A 21,086-nucleotide genomic window follows, 5' to 3' on the forward strand; every position below is an offset into this window, starting at 1 on the left:
TCCTGACAATTCATACTTTGACAAACCATTTTTTGCGCCACAAGCCGTAGGCGATGCAAAACATGAAGGCATTAAACAGCAGAGCATAAAGCAAGGACGTGTTGACCGGCGCCAGTTCGAGCGCCTTGACGGGCGCGTACAGGGCCTTGCCCAGGCTAAGCTGGCTGCCGTCGGCCGCCGTCAACTTGATGAACCCCAGCATTTTCGCGATCAGGCCGGACAGGGCGAAAATGAACAGGGCGTTCATGCCGTAAATCACCAACGGGGTGCTCCAGCGGGTGGCGATGGCGCGCACGCGGGGATTGGTGGCGCCGTCGAGCAGCCAGTAAAACGCCCCAAAGGCGAGCAGGGCCCAGCCGCTCATCCACAGGCAGAACGAGGGCGTCCACAGGCTCTTGTTGATCGGCATGAGGATGGCGTCGAAGGTCGAGCCCAGCGCCAGCAGCAGCAGACCGGTCAGCAGCATCGCGATGGTTTTTTCGGCGGGCGCGGCGGGGCCCAGCAGGGCGCGCCCGCACAGCACGCCAATAAGGGTGCTGGCCAGCGCCGGCAGCGTGCTCAACAGGCCTTCCGGGTCCCAGGTTTTCGCCTGCACCCACAGGTGCGGCCCCAGCAGCGCGCGATCGAGACAGGCGCCCAGGTCCTTGCCCGGCTCGAGCACGCCGGCGCCAATGCCGGGCACATCGACGCCCAGCATCAGCGCGGCGTAGCCGGCCAGCAGGACAACGATCGCCAGCAACTGCAGGCGCACCCCGCCATAGACGACGAGGGGCGCGGCCAGCACCGTGCACAGGGCGATCCGTTGCAGCACGCCGGGAATGCGCACGGCGGCCCAATTAAAATGGGGGACCAGGTTGAGCAGGAAGCCGATGCCAAAAATGAGCAGGGCGCGCAGCGCCAGCTTGCGCAGCAGCATCGGCTTGTCGACCCCGGCCGCCGCCAGTCGGCCCAGCGACAGGGCCATCGCCACCCCGCCGATGAACAGGAAGAAGGGAAAGATGGTGTCCGTAAACGTCCAGCCGTGCCACTTCGCGTGCGCCAGTTGCGGGTACAGATTGCCCCAGTCGCCGGGATTGTTCACCAGCACCATGGCGGCGATGGTGAAGCCGCGGAAGGCGTCGAGCGAGCGCAGGCGGTGGTTCACTTCTTGCCAAACCCGGGGTCGATCTTCACCAGCGCCGCCATGATGAAGGCGGGAATCGTCATCAGGCAGACGTACATGAAAAAGTGCTGGTAGCCCAGCAGCGCCTGCACCTTGCCGCTGATCATGCCCGGCACCATCATGCCCAGCGCCATCAGGCCCGTGCAGATGGCGTAGTGGGCGGTTTTGTGGATGCCGTCCGAGACCATGATCATGTAGAGCATCATGGCCGTGAAGCCGAAGCCGTAGCCGAACTGTTCCAGCGCCAGCGCGGCGCTGACGAACACCAGGCTGGCCGGCTGCACGCTGGCCAGGTAGACAAACACCAGGTCGGGAATGTGCACGGAAAACACCATCAGCCACAGGCAGCGCTTCAGGCCCAGCCGCGAGATCAGGTAGCCGCCGGCCAGCCCGCCCAGGGTCAGTGCGATCACGCCGACGGTGCTGTAGGCGATGCCCACCTGGGCGGTGGTCATGCCCAGGCCGCCCGCGGCGACGGGGTCTTTCAGAAACGGCACGGCCAGTTTGAGCAACTGCGCTTCGCCCAGGCGGAAGGTGAGAATAAAACCGAGGATGAGGGCGATGTCGGGTTTTTTGAAGAAGCTGGCGAAGGTGGCGAAAAACTCGTGCAGGGGGGCGACGTCGGCGCCCGCCACGGTCGAGACATCCGCAGCCGGGCGCGGCAACATCACGCGGTGGTACAGCGACAGCGCCACGAACATCAGCGCCAGCACGCCGAACACCACCGACCAGGCGAAGCGAATGTCGCCCGTGCGCTCGCTGAGCTTGCCGGCCAAAAACACCAGCCCGCCCTGCCCGGCCAGCATGCCCAGCCGGTAAAACGTGCTGCGCACGCCGACGAAGGCCGCTTGCTGCTGCTGGCGCAGGCCCAGCATGTAAAAGCCGTCGGCGGCGATGTCGTGGGTGGCCGAACTGAAGGCCATCAGCCACAGCACGGCCAGGCTCATCTGGAAGAAGCTGGACAGTTGCATGGTCAGCGCCACCATCGCCAGCGCGGCGCCGATCAGCAGCTGCAGGCTGACGATCCACCAGCGCTTGGTGCGCAGCATGTCGACCAGGGGCGACCACAGGGGCTTGATCACCCACGGCAGGTACAGCCAGCTGGTGTAGAGGGCAATGTCGGTGTTCGACACCCCCATGTCCTTGTACATGACGACCGACAGCAGCATCACCACCACGTAGGGCAGCGCCTGGCCGAAATACAGCGAGGGCACCCATGCCCAGGGATTGCTGATTGGCGTGCTCATTGGCGGGCTCACTGGCTGGTTTTGCATGGGACTTTCGCGGTCAAGGTGGGCAGCGCAACATGATACGGTTTACAGCCGCAATTACCCAGCTTGTATCACGTCTCAGGGCCCGCCAGCGCCTGGCGCACGCTGCCGCCGCAGGCGTCGAGCAGGGCGCGCGACTGGGCCACGCTGGTCTGTTTTTTCAGGGCGACGATGGCCACCTTGACGTGGAACTCGCACTGTTCCAGCATGGCCCGCGCGGTGCCGTCGTCGGCGCCCGTGGCGAGCATGGTCAGCTGCACGGCGCGCTTGACGAGCTTGACGTTGGTGGGTTTGAGGTCGACCATCAGGTTGCCGTAGACCTTGTTCAGGCGCACCATCAGCGCGCTCGAAAACGTGTTCAGGGCCAGTTTTTGCGAGGTGCCCGCCTTCAAGCGGGTGCTGCCGGAAATGACTTCGGCGCCCGTGTCGAGCGTGACGCCGATCTCTGCTTCGAGCGCCACGGGGGCGTCGACATTGTTGGCGAAGCCGACCGTGAGCGCACCGGCGGCGCGCGCGGCGCGCAGGGCGCCCAGCACGTAAGGGGTGGCGCCGGAAGCGGCCAGCAGCAGCACGATGTCATTGGCGGTCGGGGCGAGCGCGAGCAGGTCGGCGGCGCCCTGGTCGAGATCGTCCTCGGCCCCTTCGACGGCGGCAAACATGGCCTGGTGGCCACCGGCGAGCAGGGCGATGGCGCGCTCGGCCGGCCAGGAAAAGGTGGGATACAGCTCCACGCTGTCGAGCACACCCAGGCGGCCCGAGGTGCCCGCCCCCACATAAATGAGGCGGCCGCCCGCTTCGATGCGGGGCAGGGCGCCGGTGACGGCGGCGGCGATGCGGGGCGCGGCCAGGCGCACGGCGCGCACGGCCGTCATCTGGTCGTCGATCAGGGTGGTCACCAGTGCAGAGGTGGAATACTGGTCCAGGTCGGCATGATCGGCGGACGGGGTTTCGGTTTTGAGCATGGCGTTCTGACGGGTCCGGCGGTGCGGCAAGGGAGCCAGTGTAATGCGAACACGCGGGCGTTTCCCATGAAAGGGTGGGGCGTGGGCATTCCGAAAGGTTATGAAAGCGTCCTTACGCGCGCCGCATCTCGGCCACGAAATCGTAATAATCGTTGCGGCAATACGAGTGCGTGAGCTCGACCGCCTGGCCCGATTCGAGGTAGCCGATGCGGGTAATGAACAGCACCGCCTGCCCTTCCGGGATGCCAAGCTGGCCTGCCAGCAGCGCCGGCGCGTTCATCGCGCGGATGTGCTGCAGGGCGCGCACGGGCAGGTGGCCGCTCTGGGCCAGGTGTTCGTACAGCGAGCCGCCCACCGCCTCGGGGCGCGGCAGCATGCTGGCGGGGATCACGCTGACCTCGTAGGCCATGACGACGTCGTCGGCCAGGCGCAGGCGTTCGAGCCGCGCCACCCGCGCATGCGGCGACAGGCCCAGGGTGAGCTGCTCGTCGGTGGCGGCGCTGACGATGGCGCGCTTGAGCCACTGGGAGCGGGGCCGGTAGCCCCGCTGCAGCAGCTGCTCGGAAAAGCTCGACAGGTTCGACAGGGGCTGCTCGATGCGGGGGGCGATGTAATTGCCGGAGCCGCGCCGGCGCACCACCAGGCCCTGCCCCACCAGCTGGTCGATGGCCTTGCGCGCGGTCACCCGCGACACGTCGAGCTGCTCCGACAGCAGGCGCTCGGACGGCAAGGCCTGGTCGACCTGGTAGCGGCCGGCGCGGACGTCGTCGATGAGCAGGCGCGCCACCTGCATGTACAGGGGCGAATTGTCGTTCGAGTCGGCCTTGAACTGGCCTCTGGGGTGGGACATGGGACGCTTTCGGAACGCTGGCGGTGGGGCGCGGCCACCGGCCCGGGAAGCAGGCGGCAGCGCACCTGCCAAGCATAGCAAAAAGTTATGCGGCATTCACGTCAATTCATTGGCTGGCCCTGCAATGTGTCCGTATCCTGCCAAGGACCGTCCCCATTCCGGGCCGACGGCACCCTCACAGGACACCATGCGCGCTTCGAGGCGAACCATGCTGGGACTGGCCCTGCTGGGCGCGGCCCACCCGCTGCTGCGCGCCGCGCCCCGTGCGCCTGACGGCGCCACCGACCGCGCGCTGGCCGCCATCGTCGCCGATCCCGCCTGCCAGCTGGCCAGCCTGTCGGTGCTGGCACTGCGCGCCGGCCGCCCCGTCTACCAGGCGCAGTTCGGCCAGCGCGACATCGGCGCCGCCCTGCCCGCCAACGGCGCCACCCTGTACCGCATCGCCTCCGTGTCCAAGCTGATGACCACGCTGGGCCTGATGCGCCTGGTCGAAGGGGGCCAGCTGGCGCTCGACGCCGACGTCTCGACCTATCTCGGTTTCACGCTGCGCAATCCCCATTTCGCCGATCGCCCCATCAGCCTGCGCGCGCTGCTGTGCCACACGTCCTCGCTGCGCGACGACGCCGGCTATTCGTGGCCCCTGAGCACGGCCCTGTCGAGCATCCTGGTGGCGGGCGCGCCCGGCTTCGGCACGGGCGCCATGTGGTCGGCCGACGCTGCCCCCGGCGCGTTTTTCACCTACTGCAACCTGGGCTGGGGTGTCCTCGGCACCATCATGGAGCGGGTGACGGGCGAACGCTTCGACCGCCTGATGGCGCGCCTGCTGCTCGACCCGCTGGGCATCGACGGCGGCTACAACCCGTCGACCCTGCGCGCGGCCAGCGTGGCGAACATCGCCACCATCTACCGCAAGCGCGCCGTCGACAGCGAACGCTGGGACAGCGCCGGCCCGTGGATCGCCCAGGTCGACGACGTGCGCCGGCAGGCGCCGCGGCCGCCGGCCGCCATCGACGCCTACACGCCGGGCCAGAACGCCACCCCGTTCAGCCCCACCGGCGGGCTGCGCATCTCGGCATCAAGCCTGGGCGTGGTGATGCAAATGCTGATGGCGGGCGGCCGCCACGGCAAGCTGCGCCTGCTGCAGGCGGCCACCCTCGAGACCATGTTCGCCCGCCAGTGGACCTATGACGGCGCGCGCCCCAACGGCGCCACCAATAACGGCCTGTTCCAGGCCTGGGGGCTGGGCAACCAGCAGTTCCCCGACGCACCCGGCCAGCGCCTGATTGAAGGCGGCGGCTTCAACGCCGTCGGCCACCTGGGCGACGCCTACGGCTTGCGCGCCATGTTCGTGTTCGACCGCGCCGCCGGCACGGGTTTTATCGTGCTGTGCGGCGGCACCGCCAGCGACCCGGACACGCGCACGGGGGCGCACTCGGCGCTGGCGCCGTTCGAAGAGCGCATCCTCGCCGCCCTGTGGCAGCACGGTATGCCGGAACGGACGGGCCATGCATGAAGCGCGCCGACCATGAACCGCGGTTATGACAGCGCGCGCAGGATTCATTGGCCGCCCCGCCGGCCAGCGCCTAAGCTGGCCGACTCTCCCCTCACAGTGACAAACGACGCATGCAGGAAGCAATCGTAATCGGCGGTGGTGTCATCGGCCTGACCTCGGCCTGGTGGCTGCTCGAAGCAGGGTTCAAGGTGACCCTGCTCGAACGCGATGCCGTCGGCATGGCCGCCAGCTACCGCAATGGCGGCCAGCTCAGCTACCGCTACGTCGCCCCGCTGGCCGACGCCGGCGTGCCGTTCAAGGCCATGCAGTGGCTGTTCCAGGAAAACGGGCCGTTGCGCTTCCGGCCCGAGGCCGACTTGCGCCAGTGGCGCTGGCTGGCCCGCTTCGTGGCCAACTGCAACAGCGCCGACAACGCCCGCACCACCGCCAAGCTGCTCGAACTGGGAGAACTGTCGCGCCGCGCCATGGCCGAACTGGCGCCGGTGCTGCCGCTCGACGCCTTCGACTGGCGCGACGCCGGCAAGATGGTGGTGTACCGCTCGCAGTCCGCCTTCAAGGCCGCCGTCGCCCGCCCCGATGCGGACGGCACGCGCCAGGTGCTCTCGGGCGCCGAATGCGCAGTGCGGGAGCCGGCCCTGGCCGCCGTCGCGCCGCTGCTGGCCGGCGGCATTTTTAACCAGGGCGAGGCGGTGGCCGACTGCTACGCCTTCTGCGCGGCGCTGGCCGCCCGGCTGGCCGCGCACCCCCGCTTCCAGGGCAGCGTGCGCGCCGACGTGCACCGCATCGTCGAAGACGGCGGCGCCATCACCGGCGTCGACACCAGCGCGGGACGGTTCAAGGCCGACCACTACGTGCTCGCCGCCGGCATCGACAGCCGCGACCTGGCCGCCGCCGTCGGCATCTACCTGCCCCTGTACCCCTTGAAAGGCTACAGCCTGACGGCGCCGATCCGCCCGGGCGACTGCGCCCCCGCCATTTCCATCACCGATTTCGAGAGAAAGGTGCTGTACGCACGCATCGGCGACGCGCTGCGGGTGGCGGCCATGGTCGACATGGTCGGCGCCGACACCACGCTCGACCCGAAACGGGTGGCCAACCTGACCCGGCAGGTGCGCGCGACCATGCCGCACGCGGCCGACTACGAGCGCATTTCCGCCTGGGCCGGCCTGCGCCCCGCCACCCCCGACAGCGCCCCCATCATCGGCGCCACCGGCTACCCGAACCTGTGGCTCAATGTGGGCCAGGGGCCGCTGGGCTTCACCTTCGCCTGCGGCTCGGCCAAGCTGCTGGCCGGCGCCGTCAAGGGCGATGCGCCGCCGTTCAAGCTCGACGGCCTGACCCTGCGCTAAGAACCTATCCCGGTAGGTAGGAGGAAGCGGATTGCGATGCATGGTAGCCGAGGGCAAGGCGCGAGGATGACGCATGGCGAGCCATGCGAAGACGAGCAACGCCGCCATCGGTTGCCAGGCGCGCAAGCAGCGACTCCGACCTACCGGGATAGGTTCTAGCCCCGCGGGCGCATGCGGTCCGTTTTGGCGGATAATGCGGCCTTCACCTGCCGCCAATCGCCATGCCTGCCCCCCTCACTCCTTCCAGCGCCTGTCCCTGCGGCGGCGCCGCTTATGCCAGCTGCTGCGGCCCCTTCATCGACGGCGCCGCCGTGCCGCACACGGCCGAGCAGCTGATGCGCTCGCGCTACAGCGCCTACACGCTGGGCCTGGAGGACTATCTGCGCGCCACCTGGCATGCCGACACCGTCCCGGACGGCCCCATCATTGACCGCATCGCGCCGCCCCAGTGGCTGGGACTTGAGGTAAAATCTGCTTTACGTTTACGTCAACGTAAAGCAAACTTGCCAGAGATGCCAGACCACGATACCGTAGAATTTGTCGCCCGCTACAAGATTGGTGGGCGCGCCCACCGCCTGCACGAAGTGAGCCGCTTCGTGCGCGAGGCGGACGCGGACGCGGTGGCGCGCTGGTTCTATGTCGACGGCAGTTTTCCGTCCAAGCCGCCGCGCTGACGCCGCCGCACCCGATCCGCCCACAGAAGGACAGCAATGCCCCACATCGACAGCAAGCTCAATCCCCGCAGCGACGACTTCAAGGCCAACGCGGCCGCCATGCAGGCGGTGGTGGACGACCTGCACGCCAAGGTGACGCAGATCGCCGCCGGCGGTGGCGCGGTGGCCTCGGCCAGGCACGTCGCCCGCGGCAAACTGCTGCCGCGCGAGCGGGTGCAGATGCTGCTCGATCCGGGCACGCCGTTTCTCGAACTGTCGCAGATGGCCGCCTACGCCATGTATGACGACGCCGCGCCCAGCGCCGGCATCATCACCGGCATCGGCCGCGTGGCCGGCCAGGAGTGCGTCATCGTCTGCAACGACGCCACCGTCAAGGGCGGCACCTACTACCCGATGACGGTCAAGAAGCACCTGCGGGCGCAGGAAATCGCCGATCAGAACCACCTGCCCTGCATTTATCTGGTCGACTCGGGCGGCGCCAACCTGCCCAACCAGGACGACGTGTTCCCCGACCGCGACCACTTCGGCCGCATCTTCTTCAACCAGGCCAACCTGTCGGCCAAGGGCATCGCCCAGATCGCCGTGGTGATGGGGTCCTGCACCGCCGGCGGCGCCTACGTGCCGGCCATGAGCGACGAATCGATCATCGTCAAGGACCAGGGCACGATTTTCCTGGGCGGCCCGCCGCTGGTCAAGGCGGCCACCGGTGAAGTGGTCAGCGCCGAGGACCTCGGCGGCGGCGACGTCCACACGCGCCTGTCCGGCGTGGTCGACCACCTGGCCCAGAACGACCTGCACGCGCTGTCGCTGGCGCGCACCATCGTGGCCAACCTGAACCGCCAGAAGCCGCGCCAGGCGCCCCTGCGCGAGGTCGTCGAGCCGAAGTATCCGGCCAAGGAACTGTATGGCGTCATTCCGGTCGACACGCGCAAGCCCTTCGACGTGCGCGAAGTGATCGCGCGGGTGGTCGACGGCAGCGAATTCGACGAATTCAAGGCCCGCTACGGCACCACCCTGATCTGCGGCTTTGCCCATATTTACGGCATCAAGGTGGGCATCATCGCCAACAACGGCATCCTGTTTTCCGAGTCGGCCCTGAAGGGCACGCACTTTATCGAGCTGTGCTGCCAGCGCAAGATTCCCCTCGTGTTCCTGCAAAATATCACCGGCTTCATGGTGGGGCGCAAGTACGAAAACGAGGGCATCGCCCGCAACGGCGCCAAGATGGTCACGGCGGTCGCCACCGCCGCCGTGCCGAAATTTACCGTCATCATCGGCGGCAGTTTCGGCGCCGGCAACTACGGCATGTGCGGGCGCGCCTTTTCTCCCCGCTTCCTGTGGATGTGGCCGAACGCGCGCATCTCCGTGATGGGTGGCGACCAGGCCGCCAGCGTGCTCGCCACCGTCAAGCGCGACGGCATCGAGGGCAAGGGCGGCGCCTGGACGACCGCCGAAGAAGCGGCCTTCAAGCAGCCCATCAAGGAGCAGTACGAGTTGCAAGGCCACCCGTACTACGCCACCGCGCGCCTGTGGGACGACGGCGTGATCGACCCGGCCGACACCCGCATGGTGCTGGGCCTGGGCCTGTCGGCGGCCATGAGCGCCGAGATCGGCGAAACCAGATTCGGCCTTTTCCGGATGTAAGGAGCAATCATGAACTGGCAATCCGTCGACATCACCATGCACGAGCGCGTCGCCACCGTCACGCTCGACCGTCCCGACGTGCGCAACGCCTTCAACGACGCCACCATCGCCGAACTGGCGCTGGCCTTCGATGAACTGGGCCGCGACGAAGACGTGCGCGCCATCATCCTCGCCGCCAATGGCCCCGCCTTCTGCGCCGGCGGCGACCTGCACTGGATGAAGGCCATGGCCGGCTATTCCGACAGCGAAAACTACGACGACGCCCTGAAGCTGGCCGACATGCTGCGCACGATCTACACCTGCCCGAAACCGGTGCTGGCGAAAATCCAGGGCGACTGCTATGCCGGCGGCATGGGCCTGGTGGCCGCCTGCGACATCGCCATTGCCGTCGACAGCGCCCATTTCTGCCTGTCCGAAGTCAAGCTGGGGCTGATCCCCGCCACCATTTCCCCCTACGTCATCAAGGCGATGGGCGAAAACGCCGCGCGCCGCTACTGCCTGACGGCCGAACGGTTCACGGCGGCCGAAGCGCACCGCATCGGTTTTATCCATGAACTGGTCGCGCCCGCCGAGCTCGACGCGCGCGTGGCCGCCATCATCAAAGCGCTCGTCAGCAACAGCCCCAACGCCGTGCGCCAGGCGAAGGTGCTGGTGCGCGAAGTGGCCGGCAAGGCGCTCGACGACGCCCTCGTCACCGACAGCGCGCGCCGCATCGCCGCCATCCGCGCCTCCGACGAGGGCCGCGAAGGGGTCGCGTCCTTCCTCGAAAAACGCAAGCCGTCGTGGCTGGACTGAGCCGATGAGCGCCGCCCCCACCTCGGCCGACTGGGTCGCGCGCAGCCTGCGCAGCGTCTGGCATCCATGCACCCAGATGCAGCACCACGAGACGGTGCCGCTGGTGGCCGTCAGCCACGGCCGCGGCGCCTGGCTGTACGACCATGACGGCAAGCGCTATCTCGACGCCATCAGTTCGTGGTGGGTCAACCTGTTCGGCCACGCCAATCCCGCCATCAACGCGGCCCTGCGCGCGCAGCTCGACAGCCTCGAACACGCCATGCTGGCCGGCTTTACCCACCAGCCCGTGATCGAACTGTCCGAACGCCTGTCAGGCATGACGGGCGGCGTGCTCGGTCACGCCTTCTACGCCTCGGATGGCGCTTCGGCGGTGGAAATCGCCCTTAAAATGAGTTTTCATGCGTGGCGCAACCGCGGCCTGCCCGACAAGCAGGAATTCGTCTGCCTGGCCGGCAGCTACCACGGCGAGACCATCGGCGCGCTGGCGGTGACGGACGTGGCCCTGTTCAAGGATGCTTACGGCCCCCTGCTGCGCCCGGCCCGGGTGGTGCTGTCGCCCGACGCGCGCGGCGCCGTCGACGGCGAGAGCGCGCAGGACGTGGCGCGCCGCGCCGCCGCCGATGTCGAAGCCCTGTTCGCCGAACGCGCCGCGCACATCGCCGCCATCATCATCGAGCCGCTGGTGCAGTGCGCCACCGGCATGGCGATGCACGACCGGCTGTACCTGCAGCTGATCCGCGCGCTGTGCGAACGCTACCAGGTACACATGATCGTCGATGAAATCGCCGTCGGCTGCGGCCGCACCGGCACCTTTTTCGCCTGCGAGCAGGCCGCCATCTGGCCCGATTTCCTGTGCCTGTCGAAAGGCATCAGCGGCGGCTACCTGCCGCTGTCGCTGGTGCTCTCGCGCGAAGAAATCTACCAGTCGTTCTACAGCAGCGACGTCACCCGCGGTTTCCTGCACTCGCACTCGTACACGGGCAATCCGCTGGCCTGCCGCGCCGCGCTGGCCACCCTCGATATTTTCGCGCAGGACGACGTGCTGGCGACCAACCGCGTGCGCGCATCGCGCATGACGGCGGCGCTGGCGCCCTTGCGGGACGACCCCAGGGTGGCCCACTTCCGCCAGCAGGGCATGATCTGGGCGTTCGACGCGATCGAAGCCGATCCGGCGCGCGCGGCCACGTTTTCGCGCCGCTTTTTCAGCGCGGCGCTCGAGCACGAACTGCTGCTGCGCCCGATCGGCAAGACGGTCTACCTGATGCCGCCGTATATCCTGGCCGACGACGAGATCGACCTGCTGGCAAGCCGTACCCGCGCCGTGTTCGACCAGGTCATGCAGGGCAGCGCGCCATGAAGCTGATCGCCGACCTCGAGCAGCGCCTGCGCGGCCTGGACGCCGCCAGCCTGACGCGCCGGCGCCGCACCGTCGCCACCGCCTGCGCGCCGCGCCTGGAGATCGACGGGCGCCCCCTGCTGGCCTTTTGCAGCAACGATTACCTGGGCCTGGCCGCGCACCCGGCGGTGGTGGCAGCGCTGCGCGAGGGGGCCACGCTGTACGGCGCCGGCAGCGGCGCCTCGCACCTGATCAGCGGCCACGGGCGCGCCCACGCGCTGCTCGAAGAGCGCCTGGCGGCCACCCAGGCAGCGAGCATCCCGGACGCGCGCGCGCTCACCTTCAGCACCGGCTACATGGCCAACCTGGCCATTCTGACGGCGCTGGGTGGCGACGCCGATTGCGCCATGTTCTGCGAATCGCTCAACCACGCCTCGCTGATCGACGGCGCCCGCCTGGCGCGCGCGGCGGTGTCGGTGTATCCGCACGCCGACACCGCCGCGCTGGCCGTGCAGCTGGCCGCCAGCACGGCCGGCACCAAGATCGTCGTCACCGACAGCGTCTTCAGCATGGATGGCGACCTGGCGCCGCTGGCGGCGCTGCTGGCCCTGTGCGAGCGCCACCACGCCTGGCTGGTGGTCGACGATGCCCACGGCTTCGGCACGCTCGGGAAGCACGGCCACGGCGCCCTCGCCCAGGCCGGCCTGCATTCGCCCAACCTGGTCTACATGGGCACCCTGGGCAAGGCGGCCGGCGTGGCCGGCGCCTTCGTCGCCGCCCATGCCAGCGTGATCGAATGGCTGATCCAGCGCGCCCGGCCCTACATCTACACGACGGCGGCGCCGCCGGCGCTGGCGCACGCGCTGCTGGCCAGCCTCGACATCATCGAGGGGCCCGAAGGGGCCAGCCGGCGCGCCCACCTGGACGCGCTGATCGGGCGCTTCCGCCGCGACGTCAAGGTGGCGCCGTGGACGCTGGGGCTGTCTGCCACGGCGATCCAGCCCATCATTATCGGCGACAATGACGCCGCCCTGCGCGCCGGCGCCGGCTTGTACGGTCGCGGCCTGTGGGTGCCGGCGATCCGCCCGCCCACGGTGGCGGCGGGCACGGCGCGCCTGCGCGTGACCTTGTCGGCGGCGCATACTGACGACGACCTGGCGCAGCTGATTGGCGCGCTCAACGATCTGGAAAGGTGTGCACCATGAGTTTGAATGATCCGATCGACGCGATTGCGCCCGTCCTTGCTCCCGTCGGCGCGTCCGACACCGCCCCGGCGCCCGAGACGGCGCCCATGATCCAGGCGGTCGGCTCGCTGCCGTGGCGCTTTTCCTGCTTCGTCACCGGCACCGACACGGAAATCGGCAAGACCATGATCTCGGCGGCGATCCTGCACCAGCTGGTTGTCAAGGGCGTGCGCGCCTGCGGCATGAAGCCGATCGCCGCCGGCGCCACCGTGCGCGACGGCGAACTGCACAACGACGACGCCGACCTGCTGCGCGCGGCCGGCAATGTGCACCTGCCCGTCAACCTGACCACCCCGTTCATGCTGCGCACGCCGGCCGCGCCGCACATCGCCGCCGCCCTCGACGGCGTGACCATCGCGCCGGTGCCGATCATCGCAGCCTACGCGGAAATCGCCGCCGCCTCGGACGCGGTGGTGGTCGAAGGGGTGGGCGGCTTCCGGGTGCCGCTCACGCGCGACTTCGACACCGCCGACCTGGCCGCGCAACTGAATTTACCGGTGGTGCTGGTGGTGGGCATGCGCCTGGGCTGCATCAGCCACGCCTTGCTCACGGTCGAGGCGATCGTCGCCCGCAACCTGGTGCTGGCAGGCTGGGTGGCCAACCACATCGACCCCGACATGCAGTACGCCGACGAGAACGTCGCCGCGCTGAGCGAAGCCATCCCGGCCCCCTTGCTGGGCCGGGTGCCGTTCATGCATACCCCCGACTACCAGCTGGCCGCCGGCTACATCGCGCTGGCCGGCCTGCCCGGCTGGCCGCACGCCAGCGAATAAATTACACCGTCAAGACAACAAGGAACACCCATGAATGCGATCACCGAGAACATCACCGAACTGGCCTTTCACAAGCCTGCCGCCGCCATCACCACCGCGCCCACGGCGACCTGGCCGGTGGCCGACGTGATGGCGCTGTTTGACCTGCCGTTCAACGACCTGATGTTCCAGGCGCAAACCGCGCACCGCGCCAACTTCCCCGACGGCGACGTCGAACTGGCCACGCTGCTGTCGATCAAGACCGGCGGCTGCGAGGAAGACTGCGGCTACTGCCCGCAGGCGGCCCGCTACGACACCGGCGTCGAAGCGAAAAAAATCCTCGACATCGACACCGTGCTCGACGCCGCGCGCCAGGCCAAGGCCAACGGCGCCACCCGCTTTTGCATGGGCGCCGCCTGGCGCGGCCCGAAAGATCGCGACATGGACAAGGTCGAGGAGATGGTGCGCGAAGTGAAGGCGCTGGGCATGGAAACCTGCGCCACCCTGGGCATGCTGGAAGAAGGCCAGGCCGACCGCCTGAAAAACGCCGGCCTCGATTACTACAACCACAACCTCGACACGGCGCCCGAGTTCTACAACAACGTCATCTCCACGCGCGAATACCAGGACCGCCTCGACACGCTGGGAAAAGTGCGCAACGCGGGCCTCAAAGTGTGCTGCGGCGGCATCGTCGGCATGGGCGAATCGCGCCTGCAGCGCGCCGGCCTGATCGCCCAGCTGGCCAACCTGAACCCCTACCCCGAGTCGGTGCCCGTCAATCACCTGGTGCAGGTCGAAGGCACGCCCCTGCACGGCATCGACCGGCTCGATCCGCTCGAATTCGTGCGCACCATCGCGGTGGCCCGCATCACCATGCCGCAGGCGCGCGTGCGCCTGTCGGCGGGGCGCCGCGAGATGGGCGAGGCGGTGCAGGCGATGTGCTTCCTGGCCGGCGCCAATTCGATTTTTTACGGCGACAAGCTGCTCACCACCGACAACCCGGAAGCCAATGACGACCGCGCCATGCTCGACAAGCTGGGCCTGAAAACCCGCGCCGCCACGCTCGACGCCGCGCCCAAGGAGCGCTGCGGCTGCTAAAGCCTGCCCGCCCGCCCTTTTTCAACCCTCGCTTCGGAAGTGCCGCATGTTCAAGAAAATCCTGATCGCCAACCGTGGTGAAATCGCCTGCCGCGTCGCCGCCACCGCCCGTCGCATGGGCATCAAGACGGTCGCCGTCTACTCGGAGGCCGACGCCGGCGCCCGCCACGTGGCGGTGTGCGACGAAGCGGTCTTGATCGGCCCGGCCGCCGCCAGGGAGAGCTACCTGTGCGGCGACAAGATCATCGCCGTGGCGCTGGCCACGGGCGCCCAGGCGATCCACCCCGGCTACGGCTTCCTGTCCGAGAATGCCGACTTCGCCGACGCCTGCGCGCTGGCCGGCCTGGTGTTCATCGGCCCGCCGGCGGCGTCGATGCGGGCGATGGGCTCGAAGTCGGCCGCCAAGACGCTCATGGAGCAGGCCGACGTGCCGCTGGTGCCCGGCTACCACGGCGAGAACCAGGATGCGGACTTCTTGCATGCCGAGGGCGACCGCATCGGCTACCCGGTGCTGCTCAAGGCCTCGGCCGGCGGCGGCGGCAAGGGCATGCGCGTGATCGAGCGCTCGGAAGATTTTAAAGCGGCGCTGGCCTCGTGCAAGCGCGAGGCGATCAGCTCCTTCGGCGACGACAAGGTGCTGGCCGAAAAATACCTGAGCCGGCCCCGCCACATCGAAATCCAGGTGTTCGCCGACACGCTGGGCAACTGCGTCTACCTGCACGAGCGCGACTGCTCGGTGCAGCGGCGCCACCAGAAGGTGCTGGAAGAAGCGCCGGCACCGGGCATGCCGGCCGAACGGCGCGCCGCCATGGGCGAAGCGGCCGTCGCCGCCGCCCGCGCGGTCGGCTACGTGGGCGCCGGCACCGTCGAATTCATCGCCAACCAGGACGGCTCGTTCTATTTCATGGAGATGAACACGCGCCTGCAAGTGGAGCACCCGGTCACGGAAATGATCACCGGCACCGACCTGGTCGAGTGGCAGCTGCGCATCGCCTTTGGCGAAGCGCTGCCGAAGAGCCAGGACCAGCTGACCATCCACGGCCACGCCATCGAGGCGCGCATCTACGCGGAAAATCCGGAGAAGGGTTTCCTGCCCTCGATCGGCACCCTGCGCCACATGGACACGCCGCGCGCGGTCAGCTTCGTGGTGGGCGACGGCGGCCATGGCCAGCCGGCCCCCGTGCGGATCGACTCGGGCGTGCGCGAAGGCGACGCCATCTCGCCGTTCTACGACCCGATGATCGCCAAGCTGATCGTCTGGGGCGTCGACCGCACGCAGGCGCTGGCGCGCATGGCGCAGGCGCTGGCCGAGTTCCGCATCGTCGGCCTGGCCACCAACATCGCCTTTCTCAAACGCCTGGTCGAAGGCGCCGCGTTTTCCAGCGCCGACCTCGACACGGGCCTGATCGAGCGCAACAGCGAGAGCCTGTTCCCGCCCGCGCGCGCGGTGCCGGCGGCGGCGCTGGCGCTGGCCACGGCGGCGCTGCTGGGCGCCGAGCAGACACAGGCGGCGGCGGCATCGACCTTTGCCGCCGACCCGTTCGGCAGCGCGCACGGCTGGCGCCTGAACGGCGCCTGGCAACGCACGATCGCCTTCGCCGACGAGTTCAGCGCCACCACCGAACAAAAAACCTACCGGGTGGGCGTGACGTACCAGCGGCACGGCTGGCTGCTCGAGCTGGGCGGCATGCAGCTGCCGCTGACGGTGTCGCACGCCGACGGCGCCGAGCTGTCGGTGACGCTGGGCGAGGCGGCGCTGCGCGGCGCGGTGCGCCGTGACGGCGACAGCTTTCACGTCTTTAGCGGCGGGCGTCACTTCGTACTGCAGTATGCCGATCCGCTGGCGCACGCCGGCGAAGCGGAAGCGGCCGGCGGCCGCCTGACGGCGCCGATGCCGGGCAAGGTCGTCGCCGTGCTGGTGCAGAACGGTCAGACGGTCAGCAAGGGCGACCCCCTGGTGATCATGGAGGCGATGAAGATGGAACACACGATTGCCGCGCCGGCCGACGGCACAGTCGAAGAGCTGCTCTACCAGGTGGGCGACCAGGTCGCCGACGGCGCCCCCTTGCTGGCCTTCACACCTGCTGCGGCGGCCTGAGTCGATGCAAGCGCAAACCATCCGACTGCTGCTGTACCGCGCCGACGGCAACACGGCGCCGTGGGTACGCGATTTGACGGCGCTGATGCCGGCGCTCGAGGTGCTGGCGTGGGACGGCGGCGCCGTCCCCGCCTGCGACTACGCGCTGGTGTGGGGCGCGCCGGCCGAGCTGCTGGTGCAACTGGCGTCGGTCAAGGCGCTGTTTCTGGCCGGCGCCGGCGTCGATGCCGTGCTCAAGCTCGGCGACGCCCTGCCCGAGGTGCCCATCGTGCGCCTGGGCGACGCCGGCATGGGCGTGCAGATGGCCGAGTACGTGGTGCACGCGGTGCTGCGCTATTTCCGCCGCTTCGACGACTACGAGAGCCAGGCCCGCGACGGCGTGTGGGCGCCCTTGCCGCTGGCCGACAAGAGCGACTTTTCCGTCGGCGTGATGGGCATGGGCGCGCTCGGCACGCCCGTGCTGGACGCCCTCGCCCACTTCGGCTTTCCCCTGCGCGGCTGGAGCCGCGGCGCCAGGCAGCGCGACGGCGTGGCCTGCTTCGCCGGCACCGCCGGGCTGGGCGAGTTCCTGGCCGGCACCCGCGTGCTCGTGTGCATGCTGCCGCTCACGCCGGCCACCCACCACCTGCTCGACCGCGCCATGCTCGAACAGCTGCCGCGCGGCGCCTACCTGATCAACGTCGCCCGCGGCGCGCTGGTGGCCGAACCGGATCTGCTCGCGCTGATCCGCAGCGGCCACCTGGCCGGCGCCACCCTCGACGTGTTTCGCAACGAGCCGCTGCCCTCGCCCCACCCGTTCTGGGGCGAGCCGCGCATTGCGATCACGCCGCACATTTCGGCGCTGACCGTGCGCGCCGACAGCGTGCGCCAGATCGTCCATAAAATCAGCGCGCTCGAACGGGGCGAGCCCATCGCCGACGTCGTCGACCGCACCCGAGGATATTGATATGCCCATCCAGCCGCAATTGCCACAATCCGTCAAGATCGTCGAAGTGGGGCCGCGCGACGGCCTGCAGAACGAACAACAGTTCGTCGGCGCCGACGTCAAGATCGAACTGGTCGAACGCCTCGCGCGCGCCGGCTTCAAGAATGTCGAGGCGGCCTCCTTCGTCTCGCCCAAGTGGGTGCCGCAGATGGCCACCAGCGCCGAGGTGATGGCCAGGATCGAGCGTCGCCCCGGCACGCTCTATTCGGCGCTGACGCCGAACCTGCAGGGTTTCGAGGCGGCGCTGGCCGCGCGCGCGGACGAAGTGGTCATTTTCGGCTCCGCCTCGGAAGCGTTCTCGCAAAAGAACATCAACTGCTCGATCGCCGAATCGATCGCCCGCTTCGAACCGGTGGCAAAAGCGGCCAAGGCCAACGGCCTGCGCCTGCGCGCCAGCGTCAGCTGCGCCTTCGGCTGCCCCTACCAGGGCGAGGTGCCGCTCGACGCCGTGGCCGACGTGGTGGGCCGCATGCGCGACCTGGGCTGCGACGAGATCGACATCGCCGACACCATCGGCGTGGCCACGCCACGCCAGACCCAGGCGGTGATGCAGCGCGCGGCCGCCACGTTCCGCCTGGACGGCATCGCCGGCCACTTCCACGATACCTACGGGCAGGCGCTGGCGAACATCTACGCCAGCCTGGAAGTGGGCGTGCAGATCTTTCATGCGTCCGTCTCCGGCCTGGGCGGCTGCCCGTACGCCAAGGGCGCCACCGGCAATGTCGCCACGGAAGACGTGATCTATATGCTCAATGGACTGGGCATCGAAACGGGCATTGACCTGGACTTGCTGGTCGATGCGGGCGCCTTCATTTCGGCGCAGCTGGGCCGCAAGAGCGCCAGCCGGGCCGGCAACGCGCTGGCGGCGAAGCGGGCATAAGATTTCAAGCGGCGGCGCAAGCAGCCCGCCGCAACACTAACAAGCCGAACAACAAACAAGCCGACAAACAAAAAAGCCGACACATCGCTGTGTCGGCTTTCTTGTTTTTTCTTTTTTTTTACTGCTAATACTGGTCGGAGTACAAGGATTCGAACCTTGGACCCCCTGGTCCCAAACCAGGTGCGCTACCGGACTGCGCCACACTCCGAGGAGCAGAACTATAACGGCTGGCGGCCAAACGGTCAAGGGCGCAGGCAAATTTTATGCGTCGCCCCGGATTGCCAGCGCCCGTTCGTACAGGGCGTTCTTCTTGCGGCCCGTGATTTGCGCTGCCAGGTGGGCCGCCTGCTTGACGGAACACTCGGCCAACAGGATCTGCAGGATGCGCTCGGCCTCGAGGTCGGCGGCATCGCCCGCTTCGGATGCGCCTTCGACCAGCACGACAAATTCGCCCTTCTCGCGGTGGGCGTCGGCGCGCAGCCAGGCGTCGGCGTCGGCCAGCGGGCAGCGGTGGATTTCCTCGAACAGCTTGGTCAGCTCGCGCGCGAACACGATCTGGCGCGTGGGGCCAAACGCGGCCAGCAAGGCCGCGACGCTGTCGACGATGCGGTGGGGCGCCTCGTAGAACACCAGGATGGCCGGCACCGTCAGCAGCGCTTGCAGGGCGCTCTCGCGCTGCCTGGCCTTGGCCGGCAGGAAGCCGACAAAATAAAACTGGTCGTTGACCAGGCCACTGGCCGACAGCGCGGTGATGGCCGCCGAGGCGCCCGGCAGCGGCAGCACGCGGATGCCGGCGGCGCGCACGGCGTCGACGATGCGAGCGCCCGGATCGGACACGCCGGGGGTGCCGGCGTCCGACACCAGGGCGATGCGCTGGCCCTGCTGCAGGCGGGCGATGAGCTTGTCGGCCACTTCCCGCTCGTTGTGCTGGTGGGCGGCGATGAGGGGCTTGTTCAGGCCGAAGCGGGTCAGCAGGTGGCCCGTGTTGCGGGTGTCTTCGCAGGCGACGGCGTCGGCCAGCGCCAGCAGTTGCAGGGCGCGCAGGCTGATGTCGGTGACGTTGCCGATCGGAGTGGCGACAATATACAAGGTTGCGGTAGGATAGGACTGCTGGGCCGCTTCGCCTATGACGGGGAGTTGCGCGATCTGGCTGGACTGGATGTCTGTCATGGGGAATGTGATGCCGAAGAATGGTCTTGGTCTGGGTCGTGCCGTAAAAGGCCTGGTCGCCGCAATGGCCGGCGCGGCGCTGTTGTCGCTGACGGCGTGCAGCACGCCCTGCGACGTGCGATTGTGCGCGCCCGTGGAATCAAACACAAGTGCGGCGCCCCCACGCTACGCGCCGCCGGCGCCGCCGCCAGCGACGCAAGCGGCCGACACCAACGCCATCCGCACCCAGCCCGTCGACGGCCCCGACCTCGGCGAGCGCCAGGCCGCGCCCACGCCTCCGCCAGCGGCGGGCGCGCGCGCCGTGCGCATCGGCCTGATGCTGCCGCTGCGCTCGGCGGCACTGGCGGCGCCGGCCGACGCGCTGCGCGCCGGCTTCATGGCCGCTTTCGAGCGCGACCAGGCCGGCTTCGAAGTCCATCTCATCGAAACGGGCGACAGTCCGCAAGAGACGCTGAGCGCCTATCGGCAGGCGGTCGACGGCAACGACATCATCGTCGGTCCGCTGGCCCGTTCGGCCGTCAGCGCGCTGGCCGCGAGCGACCTGGTGAGCAAACCGACCATCGCCCTGAACCACCCGGAAGTGCGGGGGCGCGCGCTGCCCGCCAACATGCTCATCATCGGCCTGTCGATCGAAGACGAGGCCAGGCAGGTGGCCGACTGGGCCGCCGCCGAACAGACGGGCGGCGCGGCGATGATCATCACCGGCGCCAGCGCCTGGCAGCGCCGCATCGCCAACAGCTTCGCCGCCCGCTGGAAGCAGCTCGGTTACGCCTCGCAGCAACTGGTGCTGGCCGATACCAACGGCTACCTGAGCGAAGCGGCGCTGGCCCAGTTGCGCGGCCAGATCGAGACGGCCGCACCAGTGCTGCTCTTCGCCGCGCTCGACCCCAGCCAGGCCGGCCAGGTGCGCGCCGCCGCCGGCACCACGCTGCCCTTCTACGCCACCTCGTCGGTCAATCCGGGCGCCGATCCGGCCAACATGATTGCCGACCTGGTGGGCGTGCGCCTGCTCGACCTGCCGTGGGAAGTCCAGCCCGGCCACGCCGCGGCGATGGTCTACCCGCGCTGGAGCGGCGCCGCCACCGCGCTCGACCTGGACCGCCTGTACGCGCTGGGCATCGACAGTTTTCGGGTGGCCCGCGAAATGAGCACCAATCCCGGCCGCAGCTTCACCCTCGACGGCGTCACCGGCGCCTTGACGATCGACTTCGGCAAGGGGCCGGCGCGCTTTCAGCGGGTCCAGCGCGCCGCCATCTACCAGGGCGGCGGCTTTTCGCTGATCGGGCCGGCCACCCCTTGAGCC

The 21,086-nt window shown here is 68.7% G+C and carries 18 protein-coding genes and 1 tRNA gene; 13 read left to right on the forward strand and 6 right to left on the reverse strand.

The window, feature by feature from the left end; genetic code table 11:
• Positions 1-10 precede the first annotated feature (10 nt).
• From ACP7EY_RS08455 to ACP7EY_RS08470, 4 genes are all read right to left on the reverse strand, one after another.
• Positions 11-1,144, reverse strand: coding sequence for an acyltransferase family protein (locus tag ACP7EY_RS08455; protein ID WP_426192388.1), 1,134 nt, complete (start codon positions 1,142-1,144; stop codon positions 11-13).
• Entirely contained in the window at positions 1,141-2,409 is a 1,269-nt protein-coding gene (locus ACP7EY_RS08460) for an MFS transporter (protein ID WP_426192390.1), read from the reverse strand. Before ACP7EY_RS08460 ends, ACP7EY_RS08455 begins: the two co-directional genes overlap by 4 nt.
• A 95-nt stretch (positions 2,410-2,504) precedes the next feature.
• Positions 2,505-3,395, reverse strand: coding sequence for an N-acetylmuramic acid 6-phosphate etherase (locus tag ACP7EY_RS08465; protein WP_426192392.1), 891 nt, complete (start codon positions 3,393-3,395; stop codon positions 2,505-2,507).
• Positions 3,396-3,507: 112 nt separating this feature from the next.
• Positions 3,508-4,245: a GntR family transcriptional regulator gene (locus ACP7EY_RS08470; RefSeq protein ID WP_426192394.1), complete on the reverse strand. Its 738-nt coding sequence runs from the start codon at positions 4,243-4,245 to the stop codon at positions 3,508-3,510.
• A gap of 208 nt (positions 4,246-4,453) precedes the next feature.
• Here ACP7EY_RS08470 and ACP7EY_RS08475 point away from each other — a divergent pair, with 208 nt between their 5' ends.
• The 12 genes from ACP7EY_RS08475 (at position 4,454) to ACP7EY_RS08530 (ending at position 18,613) form a co-directional block, all read left to right on the forward strand.
• The gene (locus ACP7EY_RS08475) at positions 4,454-5,758 is read left to right on the forward strand and encodes a serine hydrolase domain-containing protein (protein WP_426192396.1); all 1,305 of its coding nucleotides are present in this window, start codon (positions 4,454-4,456) and stop codon (positions 5,756-5,758) included.
• Positions 5,759-5,868: 110 nt separating this feature from the next.
• The gene (locus ACP7EY_RS08480; RefSeq protein WP_426192398.1) at positions 5,869-7,107 is read left to right on the forward strand and encodes a D-amino acid dehydrogenase; all 1,239 of its coding nucleotides are present in this window, start codon (positions 5,869-5,871) and stop codon (positions 7,105-7,107) included.
• A 221-nt stretch (positions 7,108-7,328) separates the two neighbouring features.
• On the forward strand, positions 7,329-7,781 hold the full coding sequence (locus ACP7EY_RS08485; RefSeq protein ID WP_426192400.1) for a YchJ family protein: 453 nt from the start codon (positions 7,329-7,331) through the stop codon (positions 7,779-7,781).
• Between the two features lie 36 nt (positions 7,782-7,817).
• Positions 7,818-9,425 (forward strand): carboxyl transferase domain-containing protein, encoded by a 1,608-nt coding sequence (locus tag ACP7EY_RS08490; RefSeq protein ID WP_426192402.1) that lies wholly within the window; start codon positions 7,818-7,820, stop codon positions 9,423-9,425.
• A gap of 9 nt (positions 9,426-9,434) precedes the next feature.
• Entirely contained in the window at positions 9,435-10,220 is a 786-nt protein-coding gene (locus tag ACP7EY_RS08495) for an enoyl-CoA hydratase/isomerase family protein (protein ID WP_426192404.1), read from the forward strand.
• A gap of 4 nt (positions 10,221-10,224) precedes the next feature.
• Positions 10,225-11,577, forward strand: coding sequence for an adenosylmethionine--8-amino-7-oxononanoate transaminase (bioA, locus tag ACP7EY_RS08500; protein WP_426192406.1), 1,353 nt, complete (start codon positions 10,225-10,227; stop codon positions 11,575-11,577).
• Positions 11,574-12,761, forward strand: a complete 1,188-nt coding sequence (gene bioF / locus ACP7EY_RS08505) for an 8-amino-7-oxononanoate synthase (RefSeq protein ID WP_426192408.1) — start codon at positions 11,574-11,576, stop codon at positions 12,759-12,761. The genes bioA and bioF overlap by 4 nt, the downstream gene beginning before the upstream one ends.
• The gene (gene bioD / locus ACP7EY_RS08510; RefSeq protein ID WP_426192410.1) at positions 12,758-13,573 is read left to right on the forward strand and encodes a dethiobiotin synthase; all 816 of its coding nucleotides are present in this window, start codon (positions 12,758-12,760) and stop codon (positions 13,571-13,573) included. Before bioF ends, bioD begins: the two co-directional genes overlap by 4 nt.
• A gap of 30 nt (positions 13,574-13,603) precedes the next feature.
• Positions 13,604-14,650, forward strand: coding sequence for a biotin synthase BioB (gene bioB / locus ACP7EY_RS08515; protein ID WP_426192412.1), 1,047 nt, complete (start codon positions 13,604-13,606; stop codon positions 14,648-14,650).
• 46 nt (positions 14,651-14,696) lie between these two features.
• Positions 14,697-16,748, forward strand: coding sequence for an acetyl/propionyl/methylcrotonyl-CoA carboxylase subunit alpha (locus tag ACP7EY_RS08520; RefSeq protein ID WP_426192414.1), 2,052 nt, complete (start codon positions 14,697-14,699; stop codon positions 16,746-16,748).
• A 19-nt stretch (positions 16,749-16,767) separates the two neighbouring features.
• Positions 16,768-17,694 (forward strand): 2-hydroxyacid dehydrogenase, encoded by a 927-nt coding sequence (locus ACP7EY_RS08525; RefSeq protein ID WP_426192554.1) that lies wholly within the window; start codon positions 16,768-16,770, stop codon positions 17,692-17,694.
• Between the two features lies 1 nt (position 17,695).
• A complete protein-coding gene (locus tag ACP7EY_RS08530; RefSeq protein WP_426192416.1) occupies positions 17,696-18,613 on the forward strand; it encodes a hydroxymethylglutaryl-CoA lyase in 918 nt (305 codons plus the stop codon).
• Between the two features lie 131 nt (positions 18,614-18,744).
• Here the strand turns inward: ACP7EY_RS08530 and ACP7EY_RS08535 are convergent.
• A tRNA-Pro gene (locus tag ACP7EY_RS08535) sits at positions 18,745-18,821 on the reverse strand.
• A 53-nt stretch (positions 18,822-18,874) separates the two neighbouring features.
• Positions 18,875-19,783, reverse strand: a complete 909-nt coding sequence (rsmI, locus tag ACP7EY_RS08540) for a 16S rRNA (cytidine(1402)-2'-O)-methyltransferase (protein ID WP_426192418.1) — start codon at positions 19,781-19,783, stop codon at positions 18,875-18,877.
• Between the two features lie 133 nt (positions 19,784-19,916).
• Between rsmI and ACP7EY_RS08545 the strand changes: the two genes are divergently transcribed.
• Positions 19,917-21,083 (forward strand): penicillin-binding protein activator, encoded by a 1,167-nt coding sequence (locus tag ACP7EY_RS08545; RefSeq protein ID WP_426192420.1) that lies wholly within the window; start codon positions 19,917-19,919, stop codon positions 21,081-21,083.
• Positions 21,084-21,086 lie beyond the last annotated feature (3 nt).

Origin of the sequence: Massilia sp. DWR3-1-1 (genome assembly GCF_049898325.1) — a bacterium.
In the GTDB taxonomy this organism is placed as follows: domain Bacteria; phylum Pseudomonadota; class Gammaproteobacteria; order Burkholderiales; family Burkholderiaceae_D; genus JAFCUW01.